Annotated in this window: 17 protein-coding genes; 10 read left to right on the top strand and 7 right to left on the bottom strand. The window is 67.4% G+C overall.

Features of this window, described 5'->3' with window-relative positions:
• Window positions 1–2 precede the first annotated feature (2 nt).
• The 4 genes from H7F51_RS10145 (at window position 3) to H7F51_RS10160 (ending at window position 6,162) form a co-directional block, all read left to right on the top strand.
• The gene (locus tag H7F51_RS10145; protein WP_185664170.1) at window positions 3–1,274 is read left to right on the top strand and encodes a gallate dioxygenase; all 1,272 of its coding nucleotides are present in this window, start codon (window positions 3–5) and stop codon (window positions 1,272–1,274) included.
• 280 nt (window positions 1,275–1,554) lie between these two features.
• Entirely contained in the window at window positions 1,555–3,210 is a 1,656-nt protein-coding gene (locus H7F51_RS10150; RefSeq protein WP_185664172.1) for a carboxylesterase/lipase family protein, read from the top strand.
• A gap of 90 nt (window positions 3,211–3,300) precedes the next feature.
• Entirely contained in the window at window positions 3,301–4,278 is a 978-nt protein-coding gene (locus tag H7F51_RS10155) for an AEC family transporter (RefSeq protein WP_185664174.1), read from the top strand.
• Between the two features lie 33 nt (window positions 4,279–4,311).
• Window positions 4,312–6,162 carry a TIM barrel protein gene (locus H7F51_RS10160; protein ID WP_185664175.1) on the top strand — a complete coding sequence of 617 codons (1,851 nt, stop codon included), beginning with the start codon at window positions 4,312–4,314 and terminating at the stop codon, window positions 6,160–6,162.
• Window positions 6,163–6,188: 26 nt separating this feature from the next.
• Here the strand turns inward: H7F51_RS10160 and aroQ are convergent, their stop codons facing one another.
• Window positions 6,189–6,632, bottom strand: a complete 444-nt coding sequence (gene aroQ, locus H7F51_RS10165; protein ID WP_185664177.1) for a type II 3-dehydroquinate dehydratase — start codon at window positions 6,630–6,632, stop codon at window positions 6,189–6,191.
• Between the two features lie 158 nt (window positions 6,633–6,790).
• On the opposite strand from aroQ, the gene H7F51_RS10170 reads away from it, so the two are divergent.
• The 4 genes from H7F51_RS10170 (at window position 6,791) to H7F51_RS10185 (ending at window position 10,209) form a co-directional block, all read left to right on the top strand.
• Window positions 6,791–7,438, top strand: a complete 648-nt coding sequence (locus tag H7F51_RS10170) for a TetR/AcrR family transcriptional regulator (protein WP_246448167.1) — start codon at window positions 6,791–6,793, stop codon at window positions 7,436–7,438.
• Window positions 7,439–7,554: 116 nt separating this feature from the next.
• The gene (locus H7F51_RS10175) at window positions 7,555–8,004 is read left to right on the top strand and encodes a type II 3-dehydroquinate dehydratase (RefSeq protein WP_185664181.1); all 450 of its coding nucleotides are present in this window, start codon (window positions 7,555–7,557) and stop codon (window positions 8,002–8,004) included.
• Window positions 8,001–9,266, top strand: a complete 1,266-nt coding sequence (locus tag H7F51_RS10180; RefSeq protein ID WP_221774097.1) for an MFS transporter — start codon at window positions 8,001–8,003, stop codon at window positions 9,264–9,266. The genes H7F51_RS10175 and H7F51_RS10180 overlap by 4 nt, the downstream gene beginning before the upstream one ends.
• 61 nt (window positions 9,267–9,327) lie before the next feature.
• Window positions 9,328–10,209 (top strand): shikimate dehydrogenase, encoded by an 882-nt coding sequence (locus H7F51_RS10185; protein WP_343061264.1) that lies wholly within the window; start codon window positions 9,328–9,330, stop codon window positions 10,207–10,209.
• Here the strand turns inward: H7F51_RS10185 and H7F51_RS10190 are convergent.
• The 6 genes from H7F51_RS10190 to H7F51_RS10215 all read right to left on the bottom strand — a co-directional run bounded on the left by H7F51_RS10190 (window position 10,206) and on the right by H7F51_RS10215 (window position 19,508).
• Window positions 10,206–11,381 carry a dipeptidase gene (locus H7F51_RS10190; RefSeq protein ID WP_185664379.1) on the bottom strand — a complete coding sequence of 392 codons (1,176 nt, stop codon included), beginning with the start codon at window positions 11,379–11,381 and terminating at the stop codon, window positions 10,206–10,208. The genes H7F51_RS10185 and H7F51_RS10190 overlap by 4 nt on opposite strands.
• 89 nt (window positions 11,382–11,470) lie before the next feature.
• Window positions 11,471–13,885 carry a TonB-dependent receptor gene (locus H7F51_RS10195; protein ID WP_185664186.1) on the bottom strand — a complete coding sequence of 805 codons (2,415 nt, stop codon included), beginning with the start codon at window positions 13,883–13,885 and terminating at the stop codon, window positions 11,471–11,473.
• A gap of 183 nt (window positions 13,886–14,068) precedes the next feature.
• On the bottom strand, window positions 14,069–15,412 hold the full coding sequence (locus H7F51_RS10200; protein ID WP_185664188.1) for a GntP family permease: 1,344 nt from the start codon (window positions 15,410–15,412) through the stop codon (window positions 14,069–14,071).
• A 134-nt stretch (window positions 15,413–15,546) separates the two neighbouring features.
• Window positions 15,547–17,649: a malate synthase G gene (locus tag H7F51_RS10205; RefSeq protein WP_185664191.1), complete on the bottom strand. Its 2,103-nt coding sequence runs from the start codon at window positions 17,647–17,649 to the stop codon at window positions 15,547–15,549.
• A 78-nt stretch (window positions 17,650–17,727) separates the two neighbouring features.
• Entirely contained in the window at window positions 17,728–17,883 is a 156-nt protein-coding gene (locus tag H7F51_RS10210) for a hypothetical protein (RefSeq protein ID WP_185664193.1), read from the bottom strand.
• 32 nt (window positions 17,884–17,915) lie between these two features.
• Window positions 17,916–19,508: an isocitrate lyase gene (locus H7F51_RS10215; protein WP_185664195.1), complete on the bottom strand. Its 1,593-nt coding sequence runs from the start codon at window positions 19,506–19,508 to the stop codon at window positions 17,916–17,918.
• Between the two features lie 127 nt (window positions 19,509–19,635).
• On the opposite strand from H7F51_RS10215, the gene H7F51_RS10220 reads away from it, so the two are divergent.
• Window positions 19,636–21,048, top strand: coding sequence for a helix-turn-helix domain-containing protein (locus H7F51_RS10220; RefSeq protein WP_185664198.1), 1,413 nt, complete (start codon window positions 19,636–19,638; stop codon window positions 21,046–21,048).
• A gap of 87 nt (window positions 21,049–21,135) precedes the next feature.
• Entirely contained in the window at window positions 21,136–23,049 is a 1,914-nt protein-coding gene (locus tag H7F51_RS10225) for a porin family protein (protein WP_185664200.1), read from the top strand.
• Window positions 23,050–23,164 lie beyond the last annotated feature (115 nt).

Raw genomic sequence — 23,164 nt, forward strand, 5'->3', positions numbered from 1 at the left:
ACATGGCACGCATCGTTGGAGGCATCGGTGCCTCGCATTCGCCCACCATCGGCTTTGCCAAGGACACCGGCAAGCACAATGATCCGCTGTGGGCCCCGATCTTCGAAGGCTTCGCTCAGGTGCGTGACTGGGTGCGCGCCAAAAAGGTCGACGTGATCTTCGCGATCTACAATGATCACATCACCTCGTTCTTCTTCGATCACTATTCGCCGTTCGTGCTGGGCATCGCCGACAACTATGTCGCGGCAGACGAAGGCGGCGGCCCGCGCCGGTTCGCGCCGGTGAAGGGCCACGTTGCCCTCGCGCAGCACATTGCCATGTCACTCGTGGCCGACGAGTTCGACCTCTCGCTGTTCCAGGGCAAGCCGCTCGACCATGGCTGCCTCTCGCCGCTGTCGATGCTGGAGGACGAGGTGGGCAATGCCTGGGACGGCGCGATCGTGCCGTTGCAGGTCGGCGTGCTGCAACTGCCGATCCCCAATGCCCGGCGCTGCTGGAAGCTGGGCCAGAGCCTGCGCAAGGCGATCGAGAGCTTTCCCGAGGATCTGAACGTCGCGGTCATGGCCACCGGCGGCCTTTCTCACCAGGTTCACGGCGAGCGCGCGGGCTTTCTCAACGAGGCCTGGGACGAGGAATTCCTAGACCTGCTCGAGAGCAATCCGCAGAAACTGGTGGAGACCCGCCTTGCCGAATATGTCGCGCTCGGCGGGATGGAAGGGGCCGAGGTGATCATGTGGCTGATCATGCGCGGCGCCCTGTCGGACAAGGTGGGCCTCGTCCACCGCACCACCTATGCCCCCTCGGTCACCAATATCGCCACGCTGGTCTTCGACGATCTGGGCAACTCTGCAGGCGAGGCTGCGATCGCGGCCCATCTCGAGCATGTCGGGCACGAACTGGCCGGGGCTGAGGCGGTGCAAGGGACCTATCCCTTCACCCCGACGCGCAGCCAGGCCAACTTCCGCATCAACGATTTCCTGCACCGCCTGATCGAACCGGCGCACCGCAGGCGCTTCGTTGCCGATTTCAACGGTCTCGCCGATGAATTCGCCCTCACTGCCGAGGAGCGCGATCTGATCGCCGGGCGCAAGTGGATCGAGATGATCCAGCGCGGGGTTTCGTTCTTCGTGCTGGAGAAGATGGCAGCGGTGATCGGCGTGTCCAATCCGGAAGTCTATGCCGCTTTTCGCGGCGAAACACTCGAACAATTCCTGGCCACGCGCAAGGCGCCGATCACCTATTCGGTGGCAGGCGCCGAGAAGCTCGACGCCTGAACCTTAGTCCGTAGGGGGTACGGGCGAGGCGTGGGCAGGGCACCGGGGGGTCGCCCTGCCCACGTCGCATCGCCACCTGGCCGCGTAACCCGCGACTGACTGGACTATCTGGTTCAGCCGAGCTTGCCATTTATGGCAATGGTCCAATCTGTAAGGCATTTGTGATGAACTGAATGGTACATGCCCTTGCCTTTGGGCGCGCGTTGGATAGACTGGCGGGGCAACGAGCGTTCGGCGGCCCGCGAGCGGGCCTTGCGCGAACCGCCAGAGGAGAGAGGTCATGCCCCGCACCCGTGCCGTCATTCTGGCATTCGCGCTCATGCCTGCCTTTGCCCTGCCGGTCGGTGCTGCCGACAAGTCGATGCAGCCGATTTCGGGCGATCCGGTGGCTACGGCGAGCGGAAGGATCGCGGGGACTCGGCTCGACAGCGGGATCAAGGCCTATCTCGGCGTGCCCTATGCCGAGCCGCCGGTCGGCCCGCTGCGCTGGGCTCCGCCGCGACCGGCAAAATGGTCCGGCCTGTTCAACGCCGATCGCAAGGGCCCGGAATGCATCCAGGTCCTGCGCCCGCACGACATCAACCACTACTTCGGCGAGGAAGCCAGTGGCGAGGACTGCCTGACGCTCAACCTCTGGGCGCCAGCTGCGGCCAAGGCGGGCGAGAAGCGTCCGGTGATCGTCTTCCTCTATGGCGGCGGCTTCACCATCGGCTCCTCCGGCATGGCCAATTATGGTGGCGAGGACGTGGCCAAGGCCGGGGCGATCTACGTCAATTTCAATTACCGGGTCGGCGCCTTCGGCTTCCTCGCCCATCCCGAACTGACCCGCGAGCAAGGCGGCGCCTCGGGCAATTACGGGCTGATGGACCAGACCCTCGCGCTGCAATGGGTGCACGACAATGTTGCGGCCTTCGGCGGCGATCCGGGCAAGGTGCTGATTATCGGCCAGTCGGCCGGGGCCAGCTCGGTCGCGGCGCAGGTGCAGAGCCCGGCGGCGCGCGGCTTGTTCCGCGCGGCAGTGATGTCGAGCGGGTGCAATTTCGCGGCGCCCAAGCCCGGCCTCGCCGAGGCGGAGCGGACCGGGCTTGCCCTGCAGCAGCGGCTGGGCGCGGCCAGCCTCGCCGCCATGCGCAATGTCCCGGCTGACCGGATTCTCGCCGCCCAGTCGGAAAGCCAGCTCGGGCTTGCCGTCTCGGGCGTGCGCATCGCCGGCCCGATCGTCGACGGGCGGGTCCTGCCGCTCCAGTCGGCGGATGCGATCGCCAGCGGCCAGTTCGCGCACGTGCCGATGATCGCCAGCTTCAACGACGATGATCTTGCTTTCGGCTATGGCGCGCTGACCGGCGCGGCCGATCTCGCCCAATATCGCGCCGCTGCGGAAAAGCTGTTCGGCGCCGATGCTGCTGCTTTCCTTCGGCTCTACCCGGCCAGGACCGATGCGGACGTGCGCCCCATGGCCCGCGCGGCGGCGCAGGACGGCGGCTTCGCCGCCTCGGCGCGGGGCTGCGCTGCGGCTCTGGCGGGGCAGGGCGCGGCGCTGTGGATCGACCGGTTCGCGCGCCGCCATCCCTATGTCGCCGGGCTGACCCTCGCCGATCAGGACCCGGCCACGGTCGGCGCTTATCACACGGCCGACATGCCCTACTGGCTCGGCACTTTCGATGCCTACAACATGCTGCGCCCGACCCGCGCCTGGACGGCGTGGGACCGGGCGCTTTCGGCGCGGATGATGGGTGCGCTGATCGCCATGGCAGAGACGGGATCGCCCGCTACGGCCGCCATGCCGTGGCAGGCCTGGAGCCCGCGCAACGATACGATGCTGGCCCTGGGCGATACCATTGCGACGAAGCCCTTCAACCTGGCCGGACAGGCCTGGCTCGCCGCCCATTCCGGGGCCGCCGCAGCCCAGCCCCGGCCGGCGGGTCCGCGTGACTGATGGAGCGGCCGGCCCGCATCAAACGCTTGCTGACGGCACCTTCATCGGTCGCTAGGCTCGGCGCCAGGGAGCAAGGGAGCGGGGCGGACAATGAACGGATCTTCTGGGCTGGCAAACCTGCACGCGCTGCTGGCCATGGCGGGTGTCGTCGCCCCGATCTTCCTGCTCATCGCCCTCGGCTTCGCACTCGGCAGGGCGCGGGTGTTCAGCCCCGAGCAGGTGCGCGGCTTCGGCCGCTTCGTGCTGCTGGTCGCCTTGCCTGCCCTGCTGGTCAGCGTTCTGGCGCGGGCGGACATGTCACGGGTCCTGCGGCCGGATTACCTGCTGGTCTATACGCTGGCTTCGCTCGTGAGCTTCGGGCTGGGCCTGGCGTGGTTTCGCACCGCCGCCAGAACCGACCTGCCGACCGCGGCGGTGCGGGCGATGGGGATGAGCTGCTCGAATTCCGCCTTCATCGGCCTGCCGGTGGCGACCATGGTCTTCGGGGCCGCCGGGGCCGGGCCTTTCGCGCTCAACACGATCATCGAAAACCTCCTGATGTGGCCGGTCGTGCTGATCCTGATCGAGGTGGGGCAAAGCGGGGAACATCATCCGGGCCGGGTCGTGTTGTCGGTCGCCAAAAACCTCGTGCGCTCGCCGATGCTGGTCGGGATCGTGATCGGGGCGGGCATCTCGCTCTCGGGCGTTCACCTGCCCGAATTCGCCTCGCGCACGCTCGGGGTCGTGGCCGGCGCCTCGGCGCCGCTGGCCCTGTTCACCATCGGGGCGAGCCTTGCCGGGGTCAGCCTGCACGGACGGCGCGCAGCGATCGGGGCGATCGCGCTGGGCAAGCTGGCGCTCCATCCCTTGCTGGTCGTCCTCGCCCTGATGGTCGTGCCGATCGGCGATCCGGTGTTCCGGTCGGCGGCCGTCCTGCTGGCGGCCGTGCCTATGCTCTCCTCGTTCCCGGTGCTTGCCCAGCGCACCGGCGACGAGGCAACCTGCAGCGCGGCGCTGCTGGTCACCACGGTCATCTCCTTCTTCACCCTGCTGGTGACCATGGCCCTGCTTGGGCTAAACCTCGCATGACGATACCCGCCCATCTGGGTCAGGAGGCCTGACGTGAAGAACGCGATTGCATCGGTTTCGCTGAGCGGCACGCTGGAAGACAAGATCCGCGCCGCCGCCGCCGCCGGGTTCGACGAGATCGAGATCTTCGACCTCGACTTCGTCGCCTCGCCGCTCTCGGCGCGCGAGACGCGAAAGCTGATCGGCGATCTTGGCCTGACCGTGTCGCTTTACCAGCCGTTCCGCGATCTCGAAGGCATGCCCGCGCCCTTGCGCGAGCGGGCCTTTGCCCGGCTCGAGCAGAAGTTCGATGTCATGGCCGAGCTGGGCTGCGACCGGTTGCTGCTCTGCTCGAACTGTTCGTCGCTGTCTTCGGGAGACCGGGGGCGGATGATCGCGGACCTGCGCGAAGCGGGCGAGCGGGCCGGTCGGCGCGGCCTGCTGATCGGCTACGAGGCGCTGGCCTGGGCCACCCATGTCTGGGATCACCGCGAGGCATGGGAGATCGTGAAGGCGGTCGATCATCCCAATTTCGGCATCCTGCTCGATTCGTTCCACTCGCTCTCGCGGCAGGTGCCGGTCGAATCGATCCGTGAGATCGACCCGGCCAAGATCGTCTACGTCCAGCTCGCCGATGCCCCCGTGCTCGACATGGACCGGCTTTACTGGAGCCGCCACTTCCGCAACCTGCCGGGGCAGGGCGGGTTCGACGTCGAGGGCTATGTCACCGAACTGTTGCGGATCGGCTATGACGGCCCGCTCAGCCTCGAGATTTTCAACGACCGCTTCCGCTCGACCTCGGCCGCGCTGGTGGCGAAGGATGGGGTTCGTTCGCTCAATGCCGTGCGCGATGCCGCCTGCCGCAACCTTGCCCGCCAGACCGCGATGCCCGGCAAGGCCGAGATCGTCGGGCTAGAATTCGTCGAATTCGCCGTCGCCCCGGAAGACCGCGCGGCGATGGAGACGATGGCGGCGGAGATGGGCTTCGCTCTCGCCGGCCGCCACCGCGCCAAGGACGTCGAACTGTGGCGCAGCGGCGCGGCCAACCTCGTACTCAATTTCGAGGAGGAGGGCTTCGCCCGTTCCTACCGCCTGACCCACGGCAGCGCGCTCTGCGCGATCGGGCTCACGGTCAAGGACAGCGCGGCGGCCATCACCCGGGCCAAGGCGCTCGGCGGCAAGACCCACGTCAGCGACATTCCCTCGATGCCCGCGATCCGCGGGGTCGGCGGCAGCCTTGTCTACGTGCTCGACGAGGGCGTGGCCGCCGGGGTCTGGGAGAGCGAGTTTGAACTGGATGCCGCCGCGCTGGCCAGGCCCGGCCCGATCGAGGCGATCGATCACCTCGCGGTCGTGGTCCACACCGACGAGTTCCTGTCGTGGCAGCTTTACTGGCGCGCCCTGTTCGACGTGCGCCTGCAAACTGCGCAGGACGTAGTCGATCCCAACGGGCTCGTCGTCAGCCAGGCGATCCAGAACCCCTCGGGCACCTTCCGCCTGACCATGAATTCCACCGACGCGCGCAATGCGCTCAGTTCGCGCTTCCTAAACCAGACCTTCGGCGCGGGCTTCCAGCACATCGCCTTCCGCACGGCCGATCTTGTCTCGCTCGGCAAGCAGGTGCGGGCGAGCGGGCTGGAATGCCTGCCGATCCCGGCGAATTACCACGATGATGCCGCGGCCCGCTTCGCCCTGTCTGCCGAGGAGGGCGAGCAGATGCGCGCGCTCGACCTGCTGATCGACGAGGATGCCACCGGGCGCTACCTGCAGTTCTACAGCCGCGCCTTCAACAAGAGCTTCTTCTTCGAATTCGTCCAGCGCGATAGCTACGAGGGCTACGGCGCGCCGAATGCGCCGATCCGCCTCGCCGCACAGTCGCGCTACCGCACCGAGCCCGTGCCTTGACGTTTTTTTGCCCTGAGATGGCCGGCTCAGGCCGCCTTAAGCTTGCGCGCCAGATGGGTCAGGGCCAGCTCGTAGCCCTGCACCCCCGCGCCGACGATCACCGCGTCGGCCCGGCCCGAGACGTAGGAGTGATGGCGGAAGGCCTCGCGCTTGTGGACGTTGGAAATGTGCACCTCGACCACCGGCCCCTCGAAAGCGTTGAGCGCGTCGAGCAAGGCGATCGAGGTATGCGTGAAGGCACCGGGATTGATCACGATGGCCGCCGCGTCATCGCGCGCCTGATGGACCCAGTCGATCAGCTGATGCTCGGCGTTGGACTGGAAGAAGGCCAGCTCCAGCCCAAGCGGCGCGGCCAGCGCCCGGCAGGTCTGTTCGACGTCGGCCAGCGTCTCGTGACCGTAGATGTGCGGCTCGCGCTTGCCGAGCAGGTTGAGGTTGGGGCCGTTGAGGACGAAGACCGGTTTGCTCATGATTTCCCGCCGAATGTTGCGCCGCTCTGGCTAGGCGAGGGCGGGCGGCTTGACAACGGGTCGGGGGGCAACGGGCCGGGGATTGCGGAAATGCGTCTGTCCCCACTAGATGGTCCACGAATGGCAGCGCTTCAGGCTGCGCGAAAGGAATGAAGGCCTTGGCCGATACCGAGACGAAGCCCAGCAAGCGCAGCCGCGAGGCGGCCGAGACCCGCGAGAACATTCTCGAGGTCGCAACCCACGAATATGCCGACAAGGGCCTGGCCGGCGCGCGGATCGATGAGATCGCGGAGAAGACCGCCTCGTCGAAGCGGATGATCTACTACTACTTCGGCGGCAAGGACGAACTCTACCGCGCCGTGCTGGAGCGGGCCTACCATCGCATCCGCGCGCAGGAGCAGGACGCCCATTTCGAGAACCTGCCCCCGGTCGAGGCGCTGCGTGCGATCATCGGGCACAATTTCGATTATCACTTCGAGCACCCCGATTTCGTGCGTCTCGTCATGAACGAGAACGTCCATCACGGCGAACACATCGCGCATATCGCCAGCATGAAGCCGCGCAACCGGTCGGTGATTGAATCGCTCGGCGCGATCCTGAAGAAGGGGGCGGAAGCGGGCGTGTTCCGCGCCGGGATCGATCCGGTCGACCTCCATTCGATGATCAGCGCGCTCAGCTTTTACAACGTCTCCAACCGCCACACCTTCCTCCACAATTTCGGGGTCGACTTCGCCGAGCCGGCGGTGCGGGCCAAGCGGCGCGAACAGATCATCGCCTGCATCCTGGCCTGGGTGACGCGCGACTGAACCAGCGGCACGTGCCGCCCTCCTCAAAAATTTCATGAACCAGTTAGTACATAACTGTTCCCTTGTGCCCTGACTTCGGTTACAAGCCGAAAAAACACGGGCTCTGCGGGGGAGCGATGACTGAGACGATCCTGGTCCTCAACGGGCCCAACCTGAACCTGCTGGGCGAGCGCGAGCCGCAGATCTACGGCCATGAGACGCTCGCCGAAGTGGAGGCGATGTGCCGCGCGGAAGCCGGCGCGAAGGGCTATGCGCTCGACCTGCGCCAGACCAACAACGAGCATGAGATGGTCGAGTGGATCCAGCAGCACCGCAAGGGCTGCGCCGGGATCGTGATCAATCCGGCCGCCTTTTCCTATGCCGCCTATCCCGTGCTCGACGCGCTCAAGCTGGTCGATTGCCCGGTAATCGAGGTTCACATTTCCAACATTCACCGCCGCGAGGCCGAATGGCGCTCCAAGTCGATCATGACCCAGGTCGTGATCGGGATCGTCTCGGGCCTCGGCGTCCATGGCTATCCACTGGCGGTGCGTCACCTGATCTGGCTGAAGGAGCGCAGCGCATGAAACCGACCCGGGCCCGCCTTGGCGTCCTCGCCCTGATCAGCACGGCAACCCTGATCAACTATCTCGACCGTTCGGTGATGGGCGTGGCCAAGCCCGAACTGGTGGCCGAACTGCACATCTCGCCCGAAGTGATGGGCCTCATCTTCTCGGCCTTTTCCTGGACCTATGCCCTGGCGCAGATCCCCGGCGGCTTCGTGATCGACAAGCTCGGCACCCGGCTGACCTATGCGCTCTCGCTCGGCCTGTGGTCGACCGCGACCGCGATCCACGGCTTCATGACCAATATCGCCGGGCTGGTTTCGGCCCGCCTCGCGCTCGGCATTGCCGAGGCGCCGTGCTTCCCCGCCAACAGCCGGGTGATGAGCACCTGGTTTCCGCAGCAGGAGCGGGCGCGGGCCACCGGCGTCTATACCGTCGGCGAATATATCGGGCTCGGCCTGCTGATCCCGGTGCTGGCCTGGATCATGGGGCATTACGGCTGGCGCTCGCTGTTCTGGATCGTCGGGGCGATCGGCGTGGTCTTCGCCCTCATCTTCCACACGATGTACCGCGAGCCGCACGAGAGCGGCCGCGCCAACCAGGCCGAGCGCGACCTGATCGCGGCCGGCGGCGGCGTCGCCTCGGCTACACAGGCTCTTGGTTTTTCGTGGGGGCGGGTCTGGCGGCTGGTCACCACCCGGCAGATCGCCGGCGCCTCGATCGGCCAGTTCTGCAGCAATTCGACCCTGGTTTTCTTCCTCACCTGGTTCCCCTCCTACCTCGCCGAGGAGCGGGGGATGAGCTTCATCAAATCCGGCTACATGGTCTCGCTGCCCTATCTCGGGGCCTCGGTCGGGGTCATGCTCGGCGGCGTCGCTTCAGACTGGCTGATCCGCGCCACCGGCTCGCCCAGCATTGGCCGCAAGGCGCCGATCATCGCCGGGCTCCTGCTCTGCTCGACCATGGGGCTGGCCAATTTCCTCGACAGCAATGCCGCGGTCATCGCCATCATGTCGGTCGCTTTCTTCGGGCAGGGCCTTGCCGGGCTCGGCTGGGCGCTGGTCTCTGACGTGGCCCCGAAGGAGATGATGGGCCTCACCGGCGGCCTGTTCAATTTCTTCGCCAACCTGGCCGGGATCATCACCCCGCTGGTGGTCGGCTTCGTGGTCGGCGCGACCGGTTCGTTCTACGGCGCGCTCGCCTATGTGGGTGCGCTCGGGATCGTCGGCGCTCTTGCTTACTTGTTCCTGCTCGGCCCGGTCGAGCGGGTCACGATCGAGTGAATATCGTCCCACCATCGCGGCGCCCCGCCCTGATCCAACCCGACCTGATGGAACCTGCCCAGTGACCAGCCAGCCTCAAACCTCCGCCATCCGCGCCGGACGAATCCTCGCCGGTCTGCTCGGCCGCGGCATCCTCGAATCCCGCACCCCCTGGCTGCAGGAGCAGGAGGCCGAGGCGCACGGCTTGCGCATGGTCTATTCGCTGTTCGACTTCACCGATCGCGGCTGGCCGGACGAAGACCTTGCCGAAGTCGTTGCCGCCACCCAGCGGCTTGGCTTCGCCGGGCTCAACGTCACCTATCCCTTCAAGCAGGCGGTGCTTCCCCTGCTCGATGAGCTGTCCGAGGGCGCTGCCGCCATCGGCGCGGTCAACACCGTGGCTTTTGTCGATGGCCGCCGGATCGGCCACAACACCGACGTCACCGGCTTCGCCGCCGGCTTCCGCCTTGGCTTCGGCGGCGCGGCGCCCGGCCGCGTGCTCCAGCTCGGCTGCGGCGGGGCGGGCTCGGCCACCTCGCATGCCCTGCTCGGCGTGCTAGGGGCCGACGAACTGGTGCTGTTCGATCCCGATCCCGAGCGGGTCGAGGCCCTGCGCGCACCCTTGGCTGCCCGCTATGGTGAGGCCCGCGTGAGCGCCACGACCGACCCCGTCACCGCCGCGCGCGAGGTCGATGGCCTGCTCAACGCCAGCCCGGTCGGCATGTCCAAGCTGCCCGGCCTGCCCATCGCCGCCGAAGCGATCGAGCCGCGCCACTGGGTGGCAGACATCGTCTATTTCCCGCTGGAAACCGCCTTCCTCGCCGAGGCCCGCCGCAAGGGCTGCCGTACCCTCGACGGCGGCGGCATGGCCGTCCACCAGGCGGTCGATGCCTTCGCGATCTTCACCGGGCTCACTCCCGATCACCAGCGCATGCGGGAAAGCTTCTTCGCCTTCGCGGGTTAACCGCCAGCCTGCTCGCGCTTCGCCTCGGCCTCGACCGCGGCCATCACGCGCAGCACGTTGCCCGACCAGATCTTGTCGATGTCGGCCTCGCTGTAGCCGGCTTCGACCAGGATCTCGGTGATCTCGGGCAGCTGCGAGGCGTCTTCCAGACCGGCCACGCCGCCGCCGCCGTCCCAGTCCATGCCGATGCCCACATGATCGGGGCCAACCACCTTGAGCGCGTGCAGCAACTGCGCGCGGAAGTCCTCGAAGGTGGCGCGGTCGCTATCCGGGTAGAGCCGGTCGATCTCGGCCCGCTTGGCAAGGAATTCGGCGCGCGCCTCCTTGCTCATCCGCGCCTCGCCGCGGTTGGCGAACAGCGCCTTGAGCGCAGCGGCCCGCTCGGGGCTGACCTTGCTGTTCTTCAGGTATGCACCGTAGGAATTGATCTGGATGACCCCGCCCTTCGCCGCCAGCGCGCGCAGGTGATCGTCATCGATGTTGCGCGGATGGTCGAACACCGCCTTGCAGCCGGAGTGCGAGAGGATGGCCGGCGCTTTCGACAGGCGCAGCAGGTCGTCCAGCACCTTGTCGGACGAGTGCGAGCCATCGGGGATGATCCCCAACCGGTTCATTTCCGCCAGCAGCTGAATGCCGAGCGGGCTGAGCCCGCCCCACTTCTCGCCCTTGGGATCGGTCGAACTGTCGGCAAACTGGTTGTTCTGGAAATGGGCGAAGCCCACCAGCCGCACGCCCATCCCGTAGAAGGTGGAGAGCAGGCTGGTATCCTCGCCCAGCGGATAGGCGTTCTCCATCGACATGAAGACCACCCGCTTGCCGCTCCTGGCGATCGGCGCGGCATCGGCGGCATTATAGGCGAAGGCGAAATGGGCCGGGTCCTTCAGCACCATTTCGCGGATCGCCATGCCCCGCATCAAGGCAAAGTCGCGTGCCTTGTGCAGCCCGGCCGTGTCGAGCGGCCCCTGCGCGGTGTAGATCGCCCAGTATCCGCCATCGAGCCCGCCCTTGATCATGCGCGGCAGGTCGACCTGCGTATAGTCGGTGTGGACGTCGTGCCCCTCCTCGATCGACCAGCCGGGGATGGCGAGCGAGGCGGGCGTGTCGAGGTGGGTGTCAAGCGTCAGCGCCCGCTGGTGGATCGCCATGGCCCTGGCGCTGACCTTGATTCCCATGGGCGTCGCCCCCGGACCGGCCGCGAGAGCCGGTCCGGTAAGCGAGAGCGCCAGCACGGCCGCCAGCGCCCGGTTGATCGTGAGCTTCATCAATATTCCGCCGAGAGGGTGAACTGGAACGTGCGCGGGCTCTGCGGCCGGAACGAGCCGTCGCCCGAAACCGCCGGAGAAATGAAGGCGAGCGTATTCGTATCGAACACGTTGTCGAGGTTGAACCGCGCCTTGACCGTCTTGAGCGGCCCGACCGTCCAACCGTCACCGATGTCGACATAGGCGCTGAACACGGTGAACGGCGCGACCGCCGAGCCCGGCGTATTGGCCATGGTCGACCAGCGCGTGCCGGTGTGCTTGCCCGAGAAGTTGGCCACCAGCCACGAGGCCGGCTCGACCGTCACCCCGCCATTGACGACCCATTTGGCACTGTCAGGCAGATACTTGCCTGCGGTCAGCACCGTGGCCGAGCCGACGATGTTGTCCTGGAACGTGGCGTGATTGTAGGTCGCGTTGAGGTTGAAATAGGCCAGCCCATGCAGGAAGGCCGGCTTGTACGTCGCGGTCAGTTCCGCGCCGTAGGCCTTCACCCGCCCGACATTGGTGTAGAAGGTCTCGGTTGCCCCCGAGGAACCCGCCAGGAAGGTCGTGATCGACTGGATGCGGTTCTGGAACTTGGTGTAAAAGCCCGAGAGTGAGGCATAGAATTGCGGCTGGTTGGTGCGGATGCCCACCTCGAAGTTCTGCGAACGCTCCGGCGCCGGTGCCGGAACCACGCCCGGCCCGCTGGCGAGGGTGACCGAGTAGATGTCGTCCATTCCCTTGGGCAGGGCCACGTTTTCCGAATAGGAGGCGAACATCTGCGTCCGGCTGTCCAGCTTGTAGAGCGCGCCGACCTGCGGGAGGAAGAAGTCCTTGTAATGGGCGCGGTTGTATTGCGGGCCATAGCCGGCCACGGCGACGCCGTTCACGATCCGGTAGTAGTCGGCGAAATCGCGGTAGCCGCGCTGCTGGTAATCCATGTCGAGGCCCTTGACCCCGAGCTGGACCTGCAGCCGATCGTCCATCAGCTTGATCGTGTCCTTGGCGAAGAGCTGGACGATATTGCGCTCCGACTGGTAGTTGCGGCGGTAATAGACCACCTGGCCCAGCACCGGGGCGCTGGCGGGCGAACCATCGACCGTGTTCACGCGCAGCTGGGTACGGTTGTATTCGTCCAGCTCGTACCAGATGCCCGCCTCGATCGTGTGGGCGCCCATGTCCCAGTGCAGCTTGTTGGTGATGCCGTAGCGATCGCCGCCCACGCCGGAGCGGCCATATTGCGTGCCCTTGGGGGCGACCACGGCCAGACCGACCGCCGCTTCCGGGGTATAGCGGCTGAGGCTGTTATCATAGCTGTCGGGGCTGACGCCGTAGCCCTGCTTGTTTTCCCAGTAGAGCGTGGATTCGAAATAGACCCCCGGCGCCATGGCGAGGTGGACTGTGCCGCCGTAGAGCTTGTCGTTGCGCACGTTGATCGCCAGCGGCGAGGTGTAGGTGTAATTGACGTTGGAATAAGGCACCCCGGTCGTGGTCGGGGTGAAGCCCGCCGTGGTCGGCGACGGGGTGTCGATATAGCCGCGATAGCGCCCGGTATTGCCGCCGAGATCGGGTGTGGTGGAATAGTACTGCGCGCGGGTCAGCGTCGGGCTGTCATAGTCGAAGAAGTCGTTGGAAACGAACTTCAACCGTAGCCACGAATCCCCGCCGAGGTCGGCCTTGACCTGCGCTTCCCAGTGCTCGCGGTCGATCGTGCCGGTCCCGCGCCACAGGTTGCTGTTGAGCTTGGTGCGGCTGACATAGCCCGCGAACGGCCCGATCTTGCCGGTCGAAACGCGGATGAAGGTGCGCTTCAGGCTGTCGTCGCCGAAGGTCTGCGAGGCGAAGACGCCGAATTCGTCCTGCGGCGCGATCGAATTGTAGGAGATCACCGGGCCGAGCGAGGAATAGGACGGCAGCGAGACGTCGCCCGCGCCGACCGAGGCCTCGACCCCGGCAAGGTTCTCGTTGTCGACATAGCGGAACACCGGGCTGCCGCCGAAGGCGTCGGAGCGGCCGGTCGGGATGCCGTCGATCAGGAAGCCGATCTGGTCGAGGTTGAAGGCGCGGGTCTGGACCGAGTTGCCGAATTCGTAGAGCCCGAGCGCGCCATCGGTCTGCACGTTGAAGCCGGGCAGCTGTTCCAGCATCTTGAGGCCGGAGACGCCCGATGGCGCCGACAGCAGGGCCTCGCGGGTCACGGCCACCACGGTGGTCACCTTGTCCTCGCCGATCGTTTCCGAGGCTGCCGAGACGCGGCGGCCGGTCACGGTGATCTCGGGCGGGCTATCCCCTTCCGCATCCTCGGCGGCCGGGATCGGCGCGGCCTGCGCGTGGGCGAGGGACGGAGCCACGGCGGAAACCGCCAGCAATGCGGGGGCGGAGATACCGAGCCGGAGCAGCGCGAGACGCTTCATCGAAAGACCTTTCCTCATGTTCCGCCGGTTGTGGCGACGGAGTTTTCCTGGCCTTTCGGACGCGCGCCAAAGCGCGCGGCATTACCCCCAATGCCGGCTGCCCGCCCCTATGTGTCGAGTTTCAAACGGCAACCTGCCGGCATGGGCTATGGGTTGCGGGGGCCCCGCGATATACGCACTACGGCGTAAGGGGGCCCGGTCTCAGCGGAACAGCGAGATCAGCAGGACCATGATCAGGCCCATCACCGCGATCGCCGTTTCCAGCATCGACCAGGTGCGGAAGGTGTCACGGGTCGAGGTGCCGAGGTAGCCGCGCACGAGCCAGAAGCCCGGATCGTTGACGTGGGAAAAGATCACCGAGCCCGCGCCGATCGCCAGCACCATCAGCGCCGGGTCCGCGCCCGAGCGCGCGGCAACCTCGGCCATGATCCCCGAGGCGGTGATCGTGGCGACTGTGGCCGACCCCGTCGCCAGCCGGATCGCGGCCGAGACCAGCCAGGCCACCACCAGCGGCGAGACGATGTCGAGGCTCGCCAGCCGTCCGAACAGCGCGGGCAGGCCGATGGTGACGAGGATCTGCTTGAGCGCGCCGCCCGCGCCGATGGCGAGGATGATCCCGCCGACCGGCACCATCGCCTCGCGCCAGATCGATTCCTGCACCCCCGGCGCCATGATCTGCCGGCCCAGCAGCACCGGCAGGGCCACCAGCACGCCCAGCAGCAGCGCCATCGGCGGGTCGGACAGCAGCCCGACCCATGACAGCGCGGCGGGTGAGAGATGCTCGTTGTCGAGCTTGAGCACCGATCCGGCGCCGATCAGCAATACCGGCAGCAGCAGGACGGCCAGCGCCGCCAGCGGGCTGGCCGGGCGGGCGAGCAGGGCCGGGGCCACCGGCAGGGCGCCCGGATCGACCGCCACCCCGCGCGTGGTCCAGCGCGCCAGCAAGGGGCCGGCCGCCAGCGCGGTCGGAATGGCGGCGATCAGGCCCATGGTCATGGCCGGCAACAGGTCGGCCTTCAGTTCGCGCACGGCGATCAGCGGCCCTGGGTGCGGCGGCAGCAGCGCGTGAAGCACCGAGAGCCCGGCCAGCGCCGAGAGCATGACCTTGAGCCGCAGTTCGGCACTGCCGCCCTGCGCCGCGAGCCCGGCGGCGATGATCGGCAGGAGCAGCACGGTCCCGGTCTCGAAAAACAGCGGCAGGCCGATCACGAAGGCGGCGACCAGCGCCCCCCAGGCGGCATTGCGCTCGCCGGTGAGCCCCAGCGCCCGGGCCGCCAGCGCCTGGGCCCCGCCCGAAACCTGCAGCACCGCGCCAAGCCCGAGCCCGAGCGCCACGACCATTCCGGTCCCGCGCAGGATGTCGGAAAAGCCCTTCTCGATGTCGGCGATCACCGCGGCCGGGTCCATCCCGGCGGTCAGCCCCGTCACCGCCGCGCCGCAGAGCAGGCCGACAAAGGGGTGAAGGCCGACCTTGGCGATCAGGAATATGGCAAGGGCAATCCCGAGGCAGGCCACGGCAACAAGCTGGAAATCGGCTGGCGCCATGCGCAAAATCCCCCGGAAGCATCCCACTCGCATCCCGGCGTCTTGCCAGTGAGCGGCCTGCTCTGTGCCAGCTTCGGCGCAGGATGCAAGCGGGATGCCGTGCGGCTGGTCCAGGGCCGCCGACGGATTTCGTCCTAGGCGGGAACCAGTTCCAGCTCGTTCACCTGCTGCTTGACCCGGGCCCGCCAGGCATGGAGCAGCGGCTCGGTATAGCCGCTCGGCTGGGTTAGCCCCTCGAACACGAGGGCATGGGCCGCCTGGAACGCGGCGCTCGCCTGCGGGGCACGGGCCATCGGCCGGTAGAGCGGATCGCCCGCGTTCTGGGCATCGACCCGCGCCGCCATGCGCAGCAGCGCCGCTTCCACGTCAGCCGCCGAGCAGACCCCGTGAAGCAGCCAGTTGGTCATGTGCTGGCTCGAGATGCGCAGGGTGGCGCGGTCTTCCATCAGGCCAACGTCGTGGATGTCGGGCACCTTGGAGCAGCCGACGCCCTGGTCGATCCAGCGCACGACATAGCCAAGGACCCCTTGCGCATTGTTGTCCAGCTCGGCGCGGATTTCCTCGGCCGTCCAGTCGGCGTTGGCCGCCAGCGGCAGGGTCAGCAGCGCGTCGAGCGCGGGCACCGGGGTCTCGGCCAGTTCGCGCTGGCGGGCAAAGACGTCGATCGCATGGTAATGCAGTGCGTGGAGCGTCGCCGCGGTCGGGCTCGGCACCCATGCGGTCGAGGCCCCGGCGAGCGGATGGGCGCTCTTCTGGGCCAGCATGTCGGCCATGCGGTCGGGCATGGCCCACATCCCCTTGCCGATCTGCGCCCTTCCCGAAAGCCCGCAGGCGAGGCCGATCGCCACGTTGCGCGCTTCATAGGCCTTGATCCAGGTCGCTTCCTTCATCGTGCCCTTGCGGACCATCGGCCCGGCCCGCATCGCGGTGTGGATCTCGTCGCCGGTCCGGTCGAGGAAACCGGTGTTGATGAAGACGATGCGGTGGCGCACGGCGTGGATGCAGGCGGCAAGGTTGACCGAAGTCCTCCGCTCCTCGTCCATCACCCCGATCTTGATCGTGTGGCGGGCAAGGCCCAGCATGTCCTCGACCGCGTCGAACAGCCGGTCGGCGAAGGCCGCTTCCTCGGGCCCGTGCATCTTCGGCTTGACGATGTAGATCGAGCCTGTGCGGCTGTTGGACAGCATGCCCTTGCCGGTGAGGTCGTGCATCCCGATCACGCTGGTGACGATCGCGTCGAGAATGCCCTCCGGCGCCTCGCTGCCATCGGCCAGGCGCAGGGCCGGCGTGGTCATCAGGTGGCCCACGTTGCGGACGAACATCAGGCTGCGGCCGGGCAGGGTGAAGACCGTGCCGTCGGGCGCGGTCCAGGCCCGGTCGGGCGCCATTTCGCGGGTCGTCTCGTGGCCGTTCTTGTCAAACCGCGCGGTCAGCGTGCCCTGCATCAGGCCGAGCCAGTTGGCATAGGCCTCCACCTTGTCCGCCCCGTCGACCGCGGCGATCGAATCCTCGAAGTCGACGATCGTGGTCAGCGCCGCCTCGACGATGACGTCGGCCAGCCTGAGCGGATCGTGGCAACCGATCGGATGCTCGCCGTCGATCACCAGTTCGACGTGCAGGCCGTTGTGGCGAAACAGCAGGCCGCCCTCCCTGCGCCCGACCAGCGCCGGGTGCGGCGCGCCGTCGACCGCGTTCTGCCAGCCGGGAATCGTCTCGTTGAGGAACCGGCGCGCCCGGCAGATGACCTGGGCGCCGCGCTCGGGATCGAAGGCGCCAGGCTTCGGCTGGCCGGGCAGGGCGTCGGTTCCGTAGAGCGCGTCGTAGAGGCTGCCCCAGCGCGCATTGGCCGCGTTGAGCGCGAAGCGCGCGTTGAGCACGGGAACGACGAGCTGCGGCCCGGCCATGGTCGCGATCTCGGGATCGACGTTCTGGGTGTCGACCGTGAAGGGCGCCGGCTCGGGAACGAGGTAGCCGATCTGGCTGAGGAAGGCGCTGTAGGCGGCAGGATCGTGGGCATGGCCGGTGCGGGCCATGTGCCACAGGTCGATCCGGGCCTGGAGGTCGTTGCGCCGGGCGAGGAGTTGGCGGTTTTCCGGGGAGAAACGGGCGAACACGCCCGCCGCCCCGGCCCAGAAGGCCTGCGCCTCGATCCCGGTGCTGGGCAGGGCCCGCTCTTCCACGAAATGGCACAGCGCCTCGTCGATCGACAGTCCGGCGCGCTCGAGCATCTTGGTCATGGCGTGGTCCTTCGTATCTGAAGTACCCGCCGGGGAGGCGCTCCCGGCGGGTACCCTTCCTCTCCCAGGAAGTTCAGTTCAACGGCCGGCCCGGCCGAGGCGGTGGTAGAGGTGCGAATACTTGGACGAGTCCGGCTCGTCGCCGTGTTCGACCAGGTAGGCATGGACGGCGCGCTTCAGCAGCTTGAAATCCTCGCTGGAGAAGATCGGGCGGGCGAGTGCGGGTTCAGGCATGGTCTTTCTCCTTGATCCTGGTTGGTTTCAATTCAGGCGAACTGGTTCATCGTGTTGTGGACGCCGCCGGCCTTGAGCGCGGCCTCGCCGGCGAACAGTTCCTTGTGATCGTCGCCGATGTCGGAGCCCGACATGTTCTGGTGCCTCACACAGGCGATCCCTTCGCGGATCTCCTTGCGCTGGACCCCGGCGACGTAACCGAGCATCCCGGCCTCGCCGAAGTATTCGCGGGCAAGGTTGTCGGTCGAGAGCGCGGCCGTATGATAGGTCGGCAAGGTGATCAGGTGGTGGAAGATCCCCGCCCGCCTGGCCGCGTCCCGCTGGAAGGTGCGGATGCGCTCGTCGGCTTCGGCGGCCAGCTCCGTCGTGTCGTAGATCACGCTCATCAGCGCGCCCCGATCATAGGCGGAAACATCGCGGCCTTCGGCCTTCCAGGCATCGTGGACCTGCTGGCGGAAGTTCAGCGTCCAGTTGAACGAGGGCGAGTTGTTGTAGACCAGCTTGGCGTTCGGAACGACCTCGCGGATCCGGTCAACCATCCCGGCGATCTGCTCGATATGCGGCTTCTCGGTCTCGATCCACAGCATGTCGGCACCGTTCTGCAGCGCGGTGATGCAGTCGAGCACGCAGCGGTCTTCCCCGGTTCCGGCGCGGAACTGGAACAGGTTCGACGGCAGGCGCTTGGGCCGCATCAGCTTGCCCGCCCGGTTGATCAGGACATCGCCATTGACCGTGGCGATATCGCTGATCTCCTCGCAATCGAGGAAGGCGTTGTACTGGTCGCCAAGGTCCCCCGGCTCGCGGCTGAAGGCGATCTGCTTGGTCAGCCCAGCGCCGAGCGAGTCGGTCCGCGCCACGATCACCCCGTCGTCGACCCCCAGTTCGAGGAAGGCGTAACGGACCGCGCGGATCTTCGCGAGGAAGTCCTCGTGCGGGACGGTGACCTTGCCGTCCTGGTGGCCGCACTGCTTCTCGTCCGAGACCTGGTTCTCGATCTGGATCGCACAGGCCCCGGCCTCGATCATCTTCTTGGCCAGCAGGTAAGTCGCCTCGGCATTGCCGAAACCGGCATCGATATCGGCGATGATCGGCACGACATGGCTCTCGTAAGTGTCGATCCGGTGCTGCAGGTCGGCGGCGCGGGTGGCGTCACCGGCCTCGCGGGCCGCATCGAGCTCGCGGAAGATCATGCCCAGCTCGCGCGCGTCGGCCTGCTTGAGGAAGGTGTAGAGTTCGTCGATCAGCGCGGGGACGGAGGTCTTCTCGTGCATCGACTGGTCGGGCAGGGGCCCGAAGTCGCTGCGCAGCGCCGCGATCATCCACCCCGAGAGGTAGAGGTACTTGCGCTTCACCGTGCCGAAGTGCTTGCGGATCGCGATCATCTTCTGCTGGCCGATGAACCCGTGCCAGCAGCCGAGCGACTGGGTGTATTGCGCCGGGTCCGCGTCATAGGCGGCCATGTCGGCGCGCATGATCTTCGCGGTGTAGCGCGCGATGTCGAGCCCGGTGCGGAAGCGGTTCTGCAGCCGCATCCGCGCCGCACCTTCGGCATCGATCCCGTCCCACGGCGCGCCGCGGGCATCGATCAGGGTGGCAAGGGTTTCAAGTTCGTTCCGGTAAGTCATGGTAGAGGTTCCGTGTGCTTGGGAGCTGGCACCGGATTACCGCGCGAATCGGGGCTTTAAGAGGCCTCTTGCAGTGCAGCTGTAAAACTTTACAATAGTTATATGTAAAGTTGTGCAGGAGCGTACCATGGCCCCTCCCGGCGCCTCGTCCTATCTCGGCCCCCGCCTGCGCCGCCTGCGCCGCGATCTTGGCTTGACCCAGGCCCAGATGGCGACCGACCTCGAGATTTCGCCGAGCTATATCGCCCTGCTCGAACGCAACCAGCGCCCCCTTACGGCCGACCTGCTGCTGCGCCTCGCCCGCACCTACAAGCTCGACATGGCCCAGCTTGCCGCCGACGAGGGGCCCCAGCTCGCCGCCCGCCTCCAGGCCATGCTGCGCGATCCGATGTTCGCCGATATCGAGCTGCCCCCGCTCGAGGCGGGCGACGTGGCCAGCAATTTCCCCGCCGTGGCCGAGGCCATGCTGCGCCTCCACGCCGCCTACCAACGCGACCAGACCGCCCTGGCCGACCGCGCCGCCGAAGGGGCCGGGGCCGCCGCCGAGGGCGACGATCCGGTGGCCGAGGCCCGCCGTTTCATCGGCGCGCGGCGCAATTCCTTCCCCGCGCTCGATGACGCGGCCGAGCGGCTGGCCGAGGCCGTGGCATCGGATGGCGGGCTGGAGCAGTGGTTTCGCGCCCGCCATCAGTTGCGGGTGCGCTATCTTCCGCCAGACGTTCTGATGGGCTCGCTGCGGCGCTACGACCGGCACCGCGAGGAAGTGCTGATCAACGACACGCTCGACCAGCCCTCGCGCCGGTTCCAGCTCGCCCTGCAACTCGTTTACCTCGCCATGCGCCGCGATCTCGACGCCATGGTCAAGGAAGTGGGCGAAGCCAGCGAAAGCGGCCGCAAGCTGATCCGCCGGACCCTCGCCAACTATGCCGCAGCGGCCGTGCTCATGCCCTACACCGCCTTTGCAAGGGCGGTGGAAGCGCGCGCCTACGATGTCGAGGCGCTGGCCCGCCACTTCGGCACCAGTTTCGAGCAGACCGCCCACCGCCTCACCACCCTGCACAAGCCGGGGCACGAGCGCGTGCCGTTCTTCTTCATCCGGGTTGACCAGGCGGGCAACGTCTCCAAGCGGCTCGACGGCGGCGGCTTCCCCTTCGCCCGCCACGGCGGCGGTTGTCCGCTGTGGTCGCTCCACTCGGTCTTCACCGTGCCGGGGCAGGTCGTGCCCCAATGGATCGAACTGCCCGACGGCGCGCGCTACTTTTCCATCGCCCGCACGGTCGGGGCCGGGGGCGGCTCGTTCGGCGCGCCGCAGTTGGTCCGGGCCATTGCGCTGGTCTGCGCGGCGGCCGATGCGCCCCGCCTCGTCTATGCCCGCGCCCATCCCGATCCGGGGCCGGGCGGGGGCACGCCGATCGGGGTGACCTGCCGGTTGTGCCACCGTCCGCTCTGTCCGGCCCGCGCCCTGCCGCCGGTTGGCCGCGCCATCCTGTCCGACGAGACTCACCGCCCCGGGGCGGCCTACAGCCTCGCTGACGAGTAAGCCGATACGATTGGCGACAAATCCGGCGATTGCCGCGATGCACACGCCGCTGATAGACCTTGCGCAACCGGAAGGGGCGTTGGGGCTATGCGCAGACTTCTATCGTGGGCTGTCCTTGCCGTGCCCGGCGCCGCCATGGCGCAGGGGGTGAACGACAATGCCGTGGCCAGCGCCCGCGATGCCTTCGGGCTCGCGGTCGGCAACGAGCGGGTCGGGCTCTACACCAATGCGGATGTGCGCGGCTTCTCCCCGGTCGATGCCGGCAATGCCCGGATCGAGGGGATCTATTTCGCCCCGGTAGCCGAACTGCCGATCCGGCTGGCCTCGGGCAGCAAGGTCCGGGTCGGGATCACGGCACAGGGCTATGCCTTCCCCGCGCCGACCGGGATCGTCGACTATGACCTGACCGTCGACGGGCGCCGCACCCAGGCCATGGTCAGTGCCGAGCGCGGCCAGTTCGGCTCCTTCGCGGTCAATTTCGACGGGCAGCTGAGGCTGGATGAACGCCTCGGCGCCTATGCCGGGACCACGATCAAGCGCCAGAACCGGCACGAGGGCGGGGACTACAAGACCGATATCTTCGCCGCGGGCCTGGCGTGGCGGCCATGGAGCGGGGCCCGCGTCGCCGCCTTCTACGGCTACAGCCGGATGTTCAACGACGAGACCGCGCCCTCGGTCTTTCCTGCCGGCGATTTCCTGCCGCCCCGCTATCCCCGCCGCCTGACCATCAGCCAGCCGTGGACCCGGCGCGACGTCAAGCTGCAGACCTACGGTGCGCTCGCCCGCCTGCCGCTGGGCGACTGGCGGGTCGATGCTGGCCTGTTCCGCACCGACCGGCAGACCCCGGCGACCTATATCGACATCTTCGCCGCCCGGCCCGACGGAACCACGGCGGACCGGGTGATCGTCGCCGACGTCGCCAATCGCGACCGGGCCTGGTCGGGCGAACTGCGCCTCGCGCGGACTTTCGCCGCCGCCGGTCTTGCCCACCGCCTCACCGTCAGCCTGCGCGGCAAGCGGACCGATCGCCGCTTCGGCGCCGCCCAGCGCGTCTCGCTCGGCGCAAGCACGCTGTTCGCGCCCGACCCGCGCCCGGCGCCCGCCTTCACCTTCGGCCCGGATGACAGCGACAGGTCCGACCAGACCACGGTCGGCCTCGGCTGGTCGGTCGCGCGGGGACAGCGCTTTGCCGCCGACCTCGCGCTGTCCCGCTCGAGCTACGGCAAGACCATCCACTTCGCTGCCAGCCCGCTGCCGGTAACCGTGCGCGACCGGCCGGTGACCGGCAGTGTCACCGCCGCGCTCAACCTGACCGACAAGCTCGCCGTCTATGGCGGCCATGTCCGCGGCTTCGAGGAAGTGCCCGCCGCCCCGGCCAATGCCGCCAACCGCGGCACGGCGCCCCCGGCGATCCGCACGGCCCAGACCGACCTTGGCCTGCGCTACGCGGTGACCAGGGATCTCAGCCTCGTCGCCGGGATCTTCTCGATCACTAAGCCCTATTACAATCTCGACGGCGCGGCGATCTACCGTGAGCTGGGCCAGTCGGCCAACCGCGGCGTGGAAATGTCGCTCGCCGGTTCGGTCCTGCCCGGATTGAGCGTGGTGCTCGGCACGGTGCTGATCGACGCGAAGATCACCGGGGAGCTGGTCGCCAGCGGCGTGATCGGCCCGCGCCCGGTCGCCTCCGGGAAACGGCGCAGCGTGGCCAGCGCCGACTGGCGGCTGGATGGCGGCAAGAGCCCGCTGTCATTCGACATCGCGGTAGAGAGCCTGTCCAAGCGGATCGGCAATGCCAGCAACCGGCTGATGGTGCCGGCGCGGGAGGTGTTCGACATCGGCCTGCGCTACCGCTTCGCGCTGGGGCCGGCCAAGGCCCTGCTGCGGGCGCAGGTCACCAACCTGTTCAATGACTACAACTGGTATGTCACCGCCAACGGCGCCTTCGTCTATACCCACAGCCGCCGCTTCCTCGCCGAGCTTCGGGTGGACCTTCAGTAGTCTGGCCGCGGACGATTTCGCTGCGACGTAATCTTGCGATTGGTTTCAAGCCGCAATCGGTAATTTTGAATCGATATGTGTTATCGCGTTGAAACAAACGCTCACGCTGTCGTAA

This window comes from Novosphingobium flavum (assembly GCF_014230315.1).
GTDB lineage: Bacteria > Pseudomonadota > Alphaproteobacteria > Sphingomonadales > Sphingomonadaceae > Novosphingobium > Novosphingobium flavum.

Coding starts and splice junctions, on each gene's coding strand:
- H7F51_RS10195 (WP_185664186.1), bottom strand. CDS start 13,885: ATGAGGAAAGGTCTTTCGATGAAGCGTCTCGCGCTGCTCCGGCTCGGT.
- H7F51_RS10225 (WP_185664200.1), top strand. CDS start 21,136: ATGCGCAGACTTCTATCGTGGGCTGTCCTTGCCGTGCCCGGCGCCGCC.
- H7F51_RS10210 (WP_185664193.1), bottom strand. CDS start 17,883: ATGCCTGAACCCGCACTCGCCCGCCCGATCTTCTCCAGCGAGGATTTC.
- H7F51_RS10150 (WP_185664172.1), top strand. CDS start 1,555: ATGCCCCGCACCCGTGCCGTCATTCTGGCATTCGCGCTCATGCCTGCC.
- H7F51_RS10175 (WP_185664181.1), top strand. CDS start 7,555: ATGACTGAGACGATCCTGGTCCTCAACGGGCCCAACCTGAACCTGCTG.
- H7F51_RS10145 (WP_185664170.1), top strand. CDS start 3: ATGGCACGCATCGTTGGAGGCATCGGTGCCTCGCATTCGCCCACCATC.
- H7F51_RS10190 (WP_185664379.1), bottom strand. CDS start 11,381: ATGGGAATCAAGGTCAGCGCCAGGGCCATGGCGATCCACCAGCGGGCG.
- H7F51_RS10155 (WP_185664174.1), top strand. CDS start 3,301: ATGAACGGATCTTCTGGGCTGGCAAACCTGCACGCGCTGCTGGCCATG.
- H7F51_RS10205 (WP_185664191.1), bottom strand. CDS start 17,649: ATGACCAAGATGCTCGAGCGCGCCGGACTGTCGATCGACGAGGCGCTG.
- H7F51_RS10220 (WP_185664198.1), top strand. CDS start 19,636: ATGGCCCCTCCCGGCGCCTCGTCCTATCTCGGCCCCCGCCTGCGCCGC.
- H7F51_RS10200 (WP_185664188.1), bottom strand. CDS start 15,412: ATGGCGCCAGCCGATTTCCAGCTTGTTGCCGTGGCCTGCCTCGGGATT.
- H7F51_RS10180 (WP_221774097.1), top strand. CDS start 8,001: ATGAAACCGACCCGGGCCCGCCTTGGCGTCCTCGCCCTGATCAGCACG.
- aroQ (WP_185664177.1), bottom strand. CDS start 6,632: ATGAGCAAACCGGTCTTCGTCCTCAACGGCCCCAACCTCAACCTGCTC.
- H7F51_RS10215 (WP_185664195.1), bottom strand. CDS start 19,508: ATGACTTACCGGAACGAACTTGAAACCCTTGCCACCCTGATCGATGCC.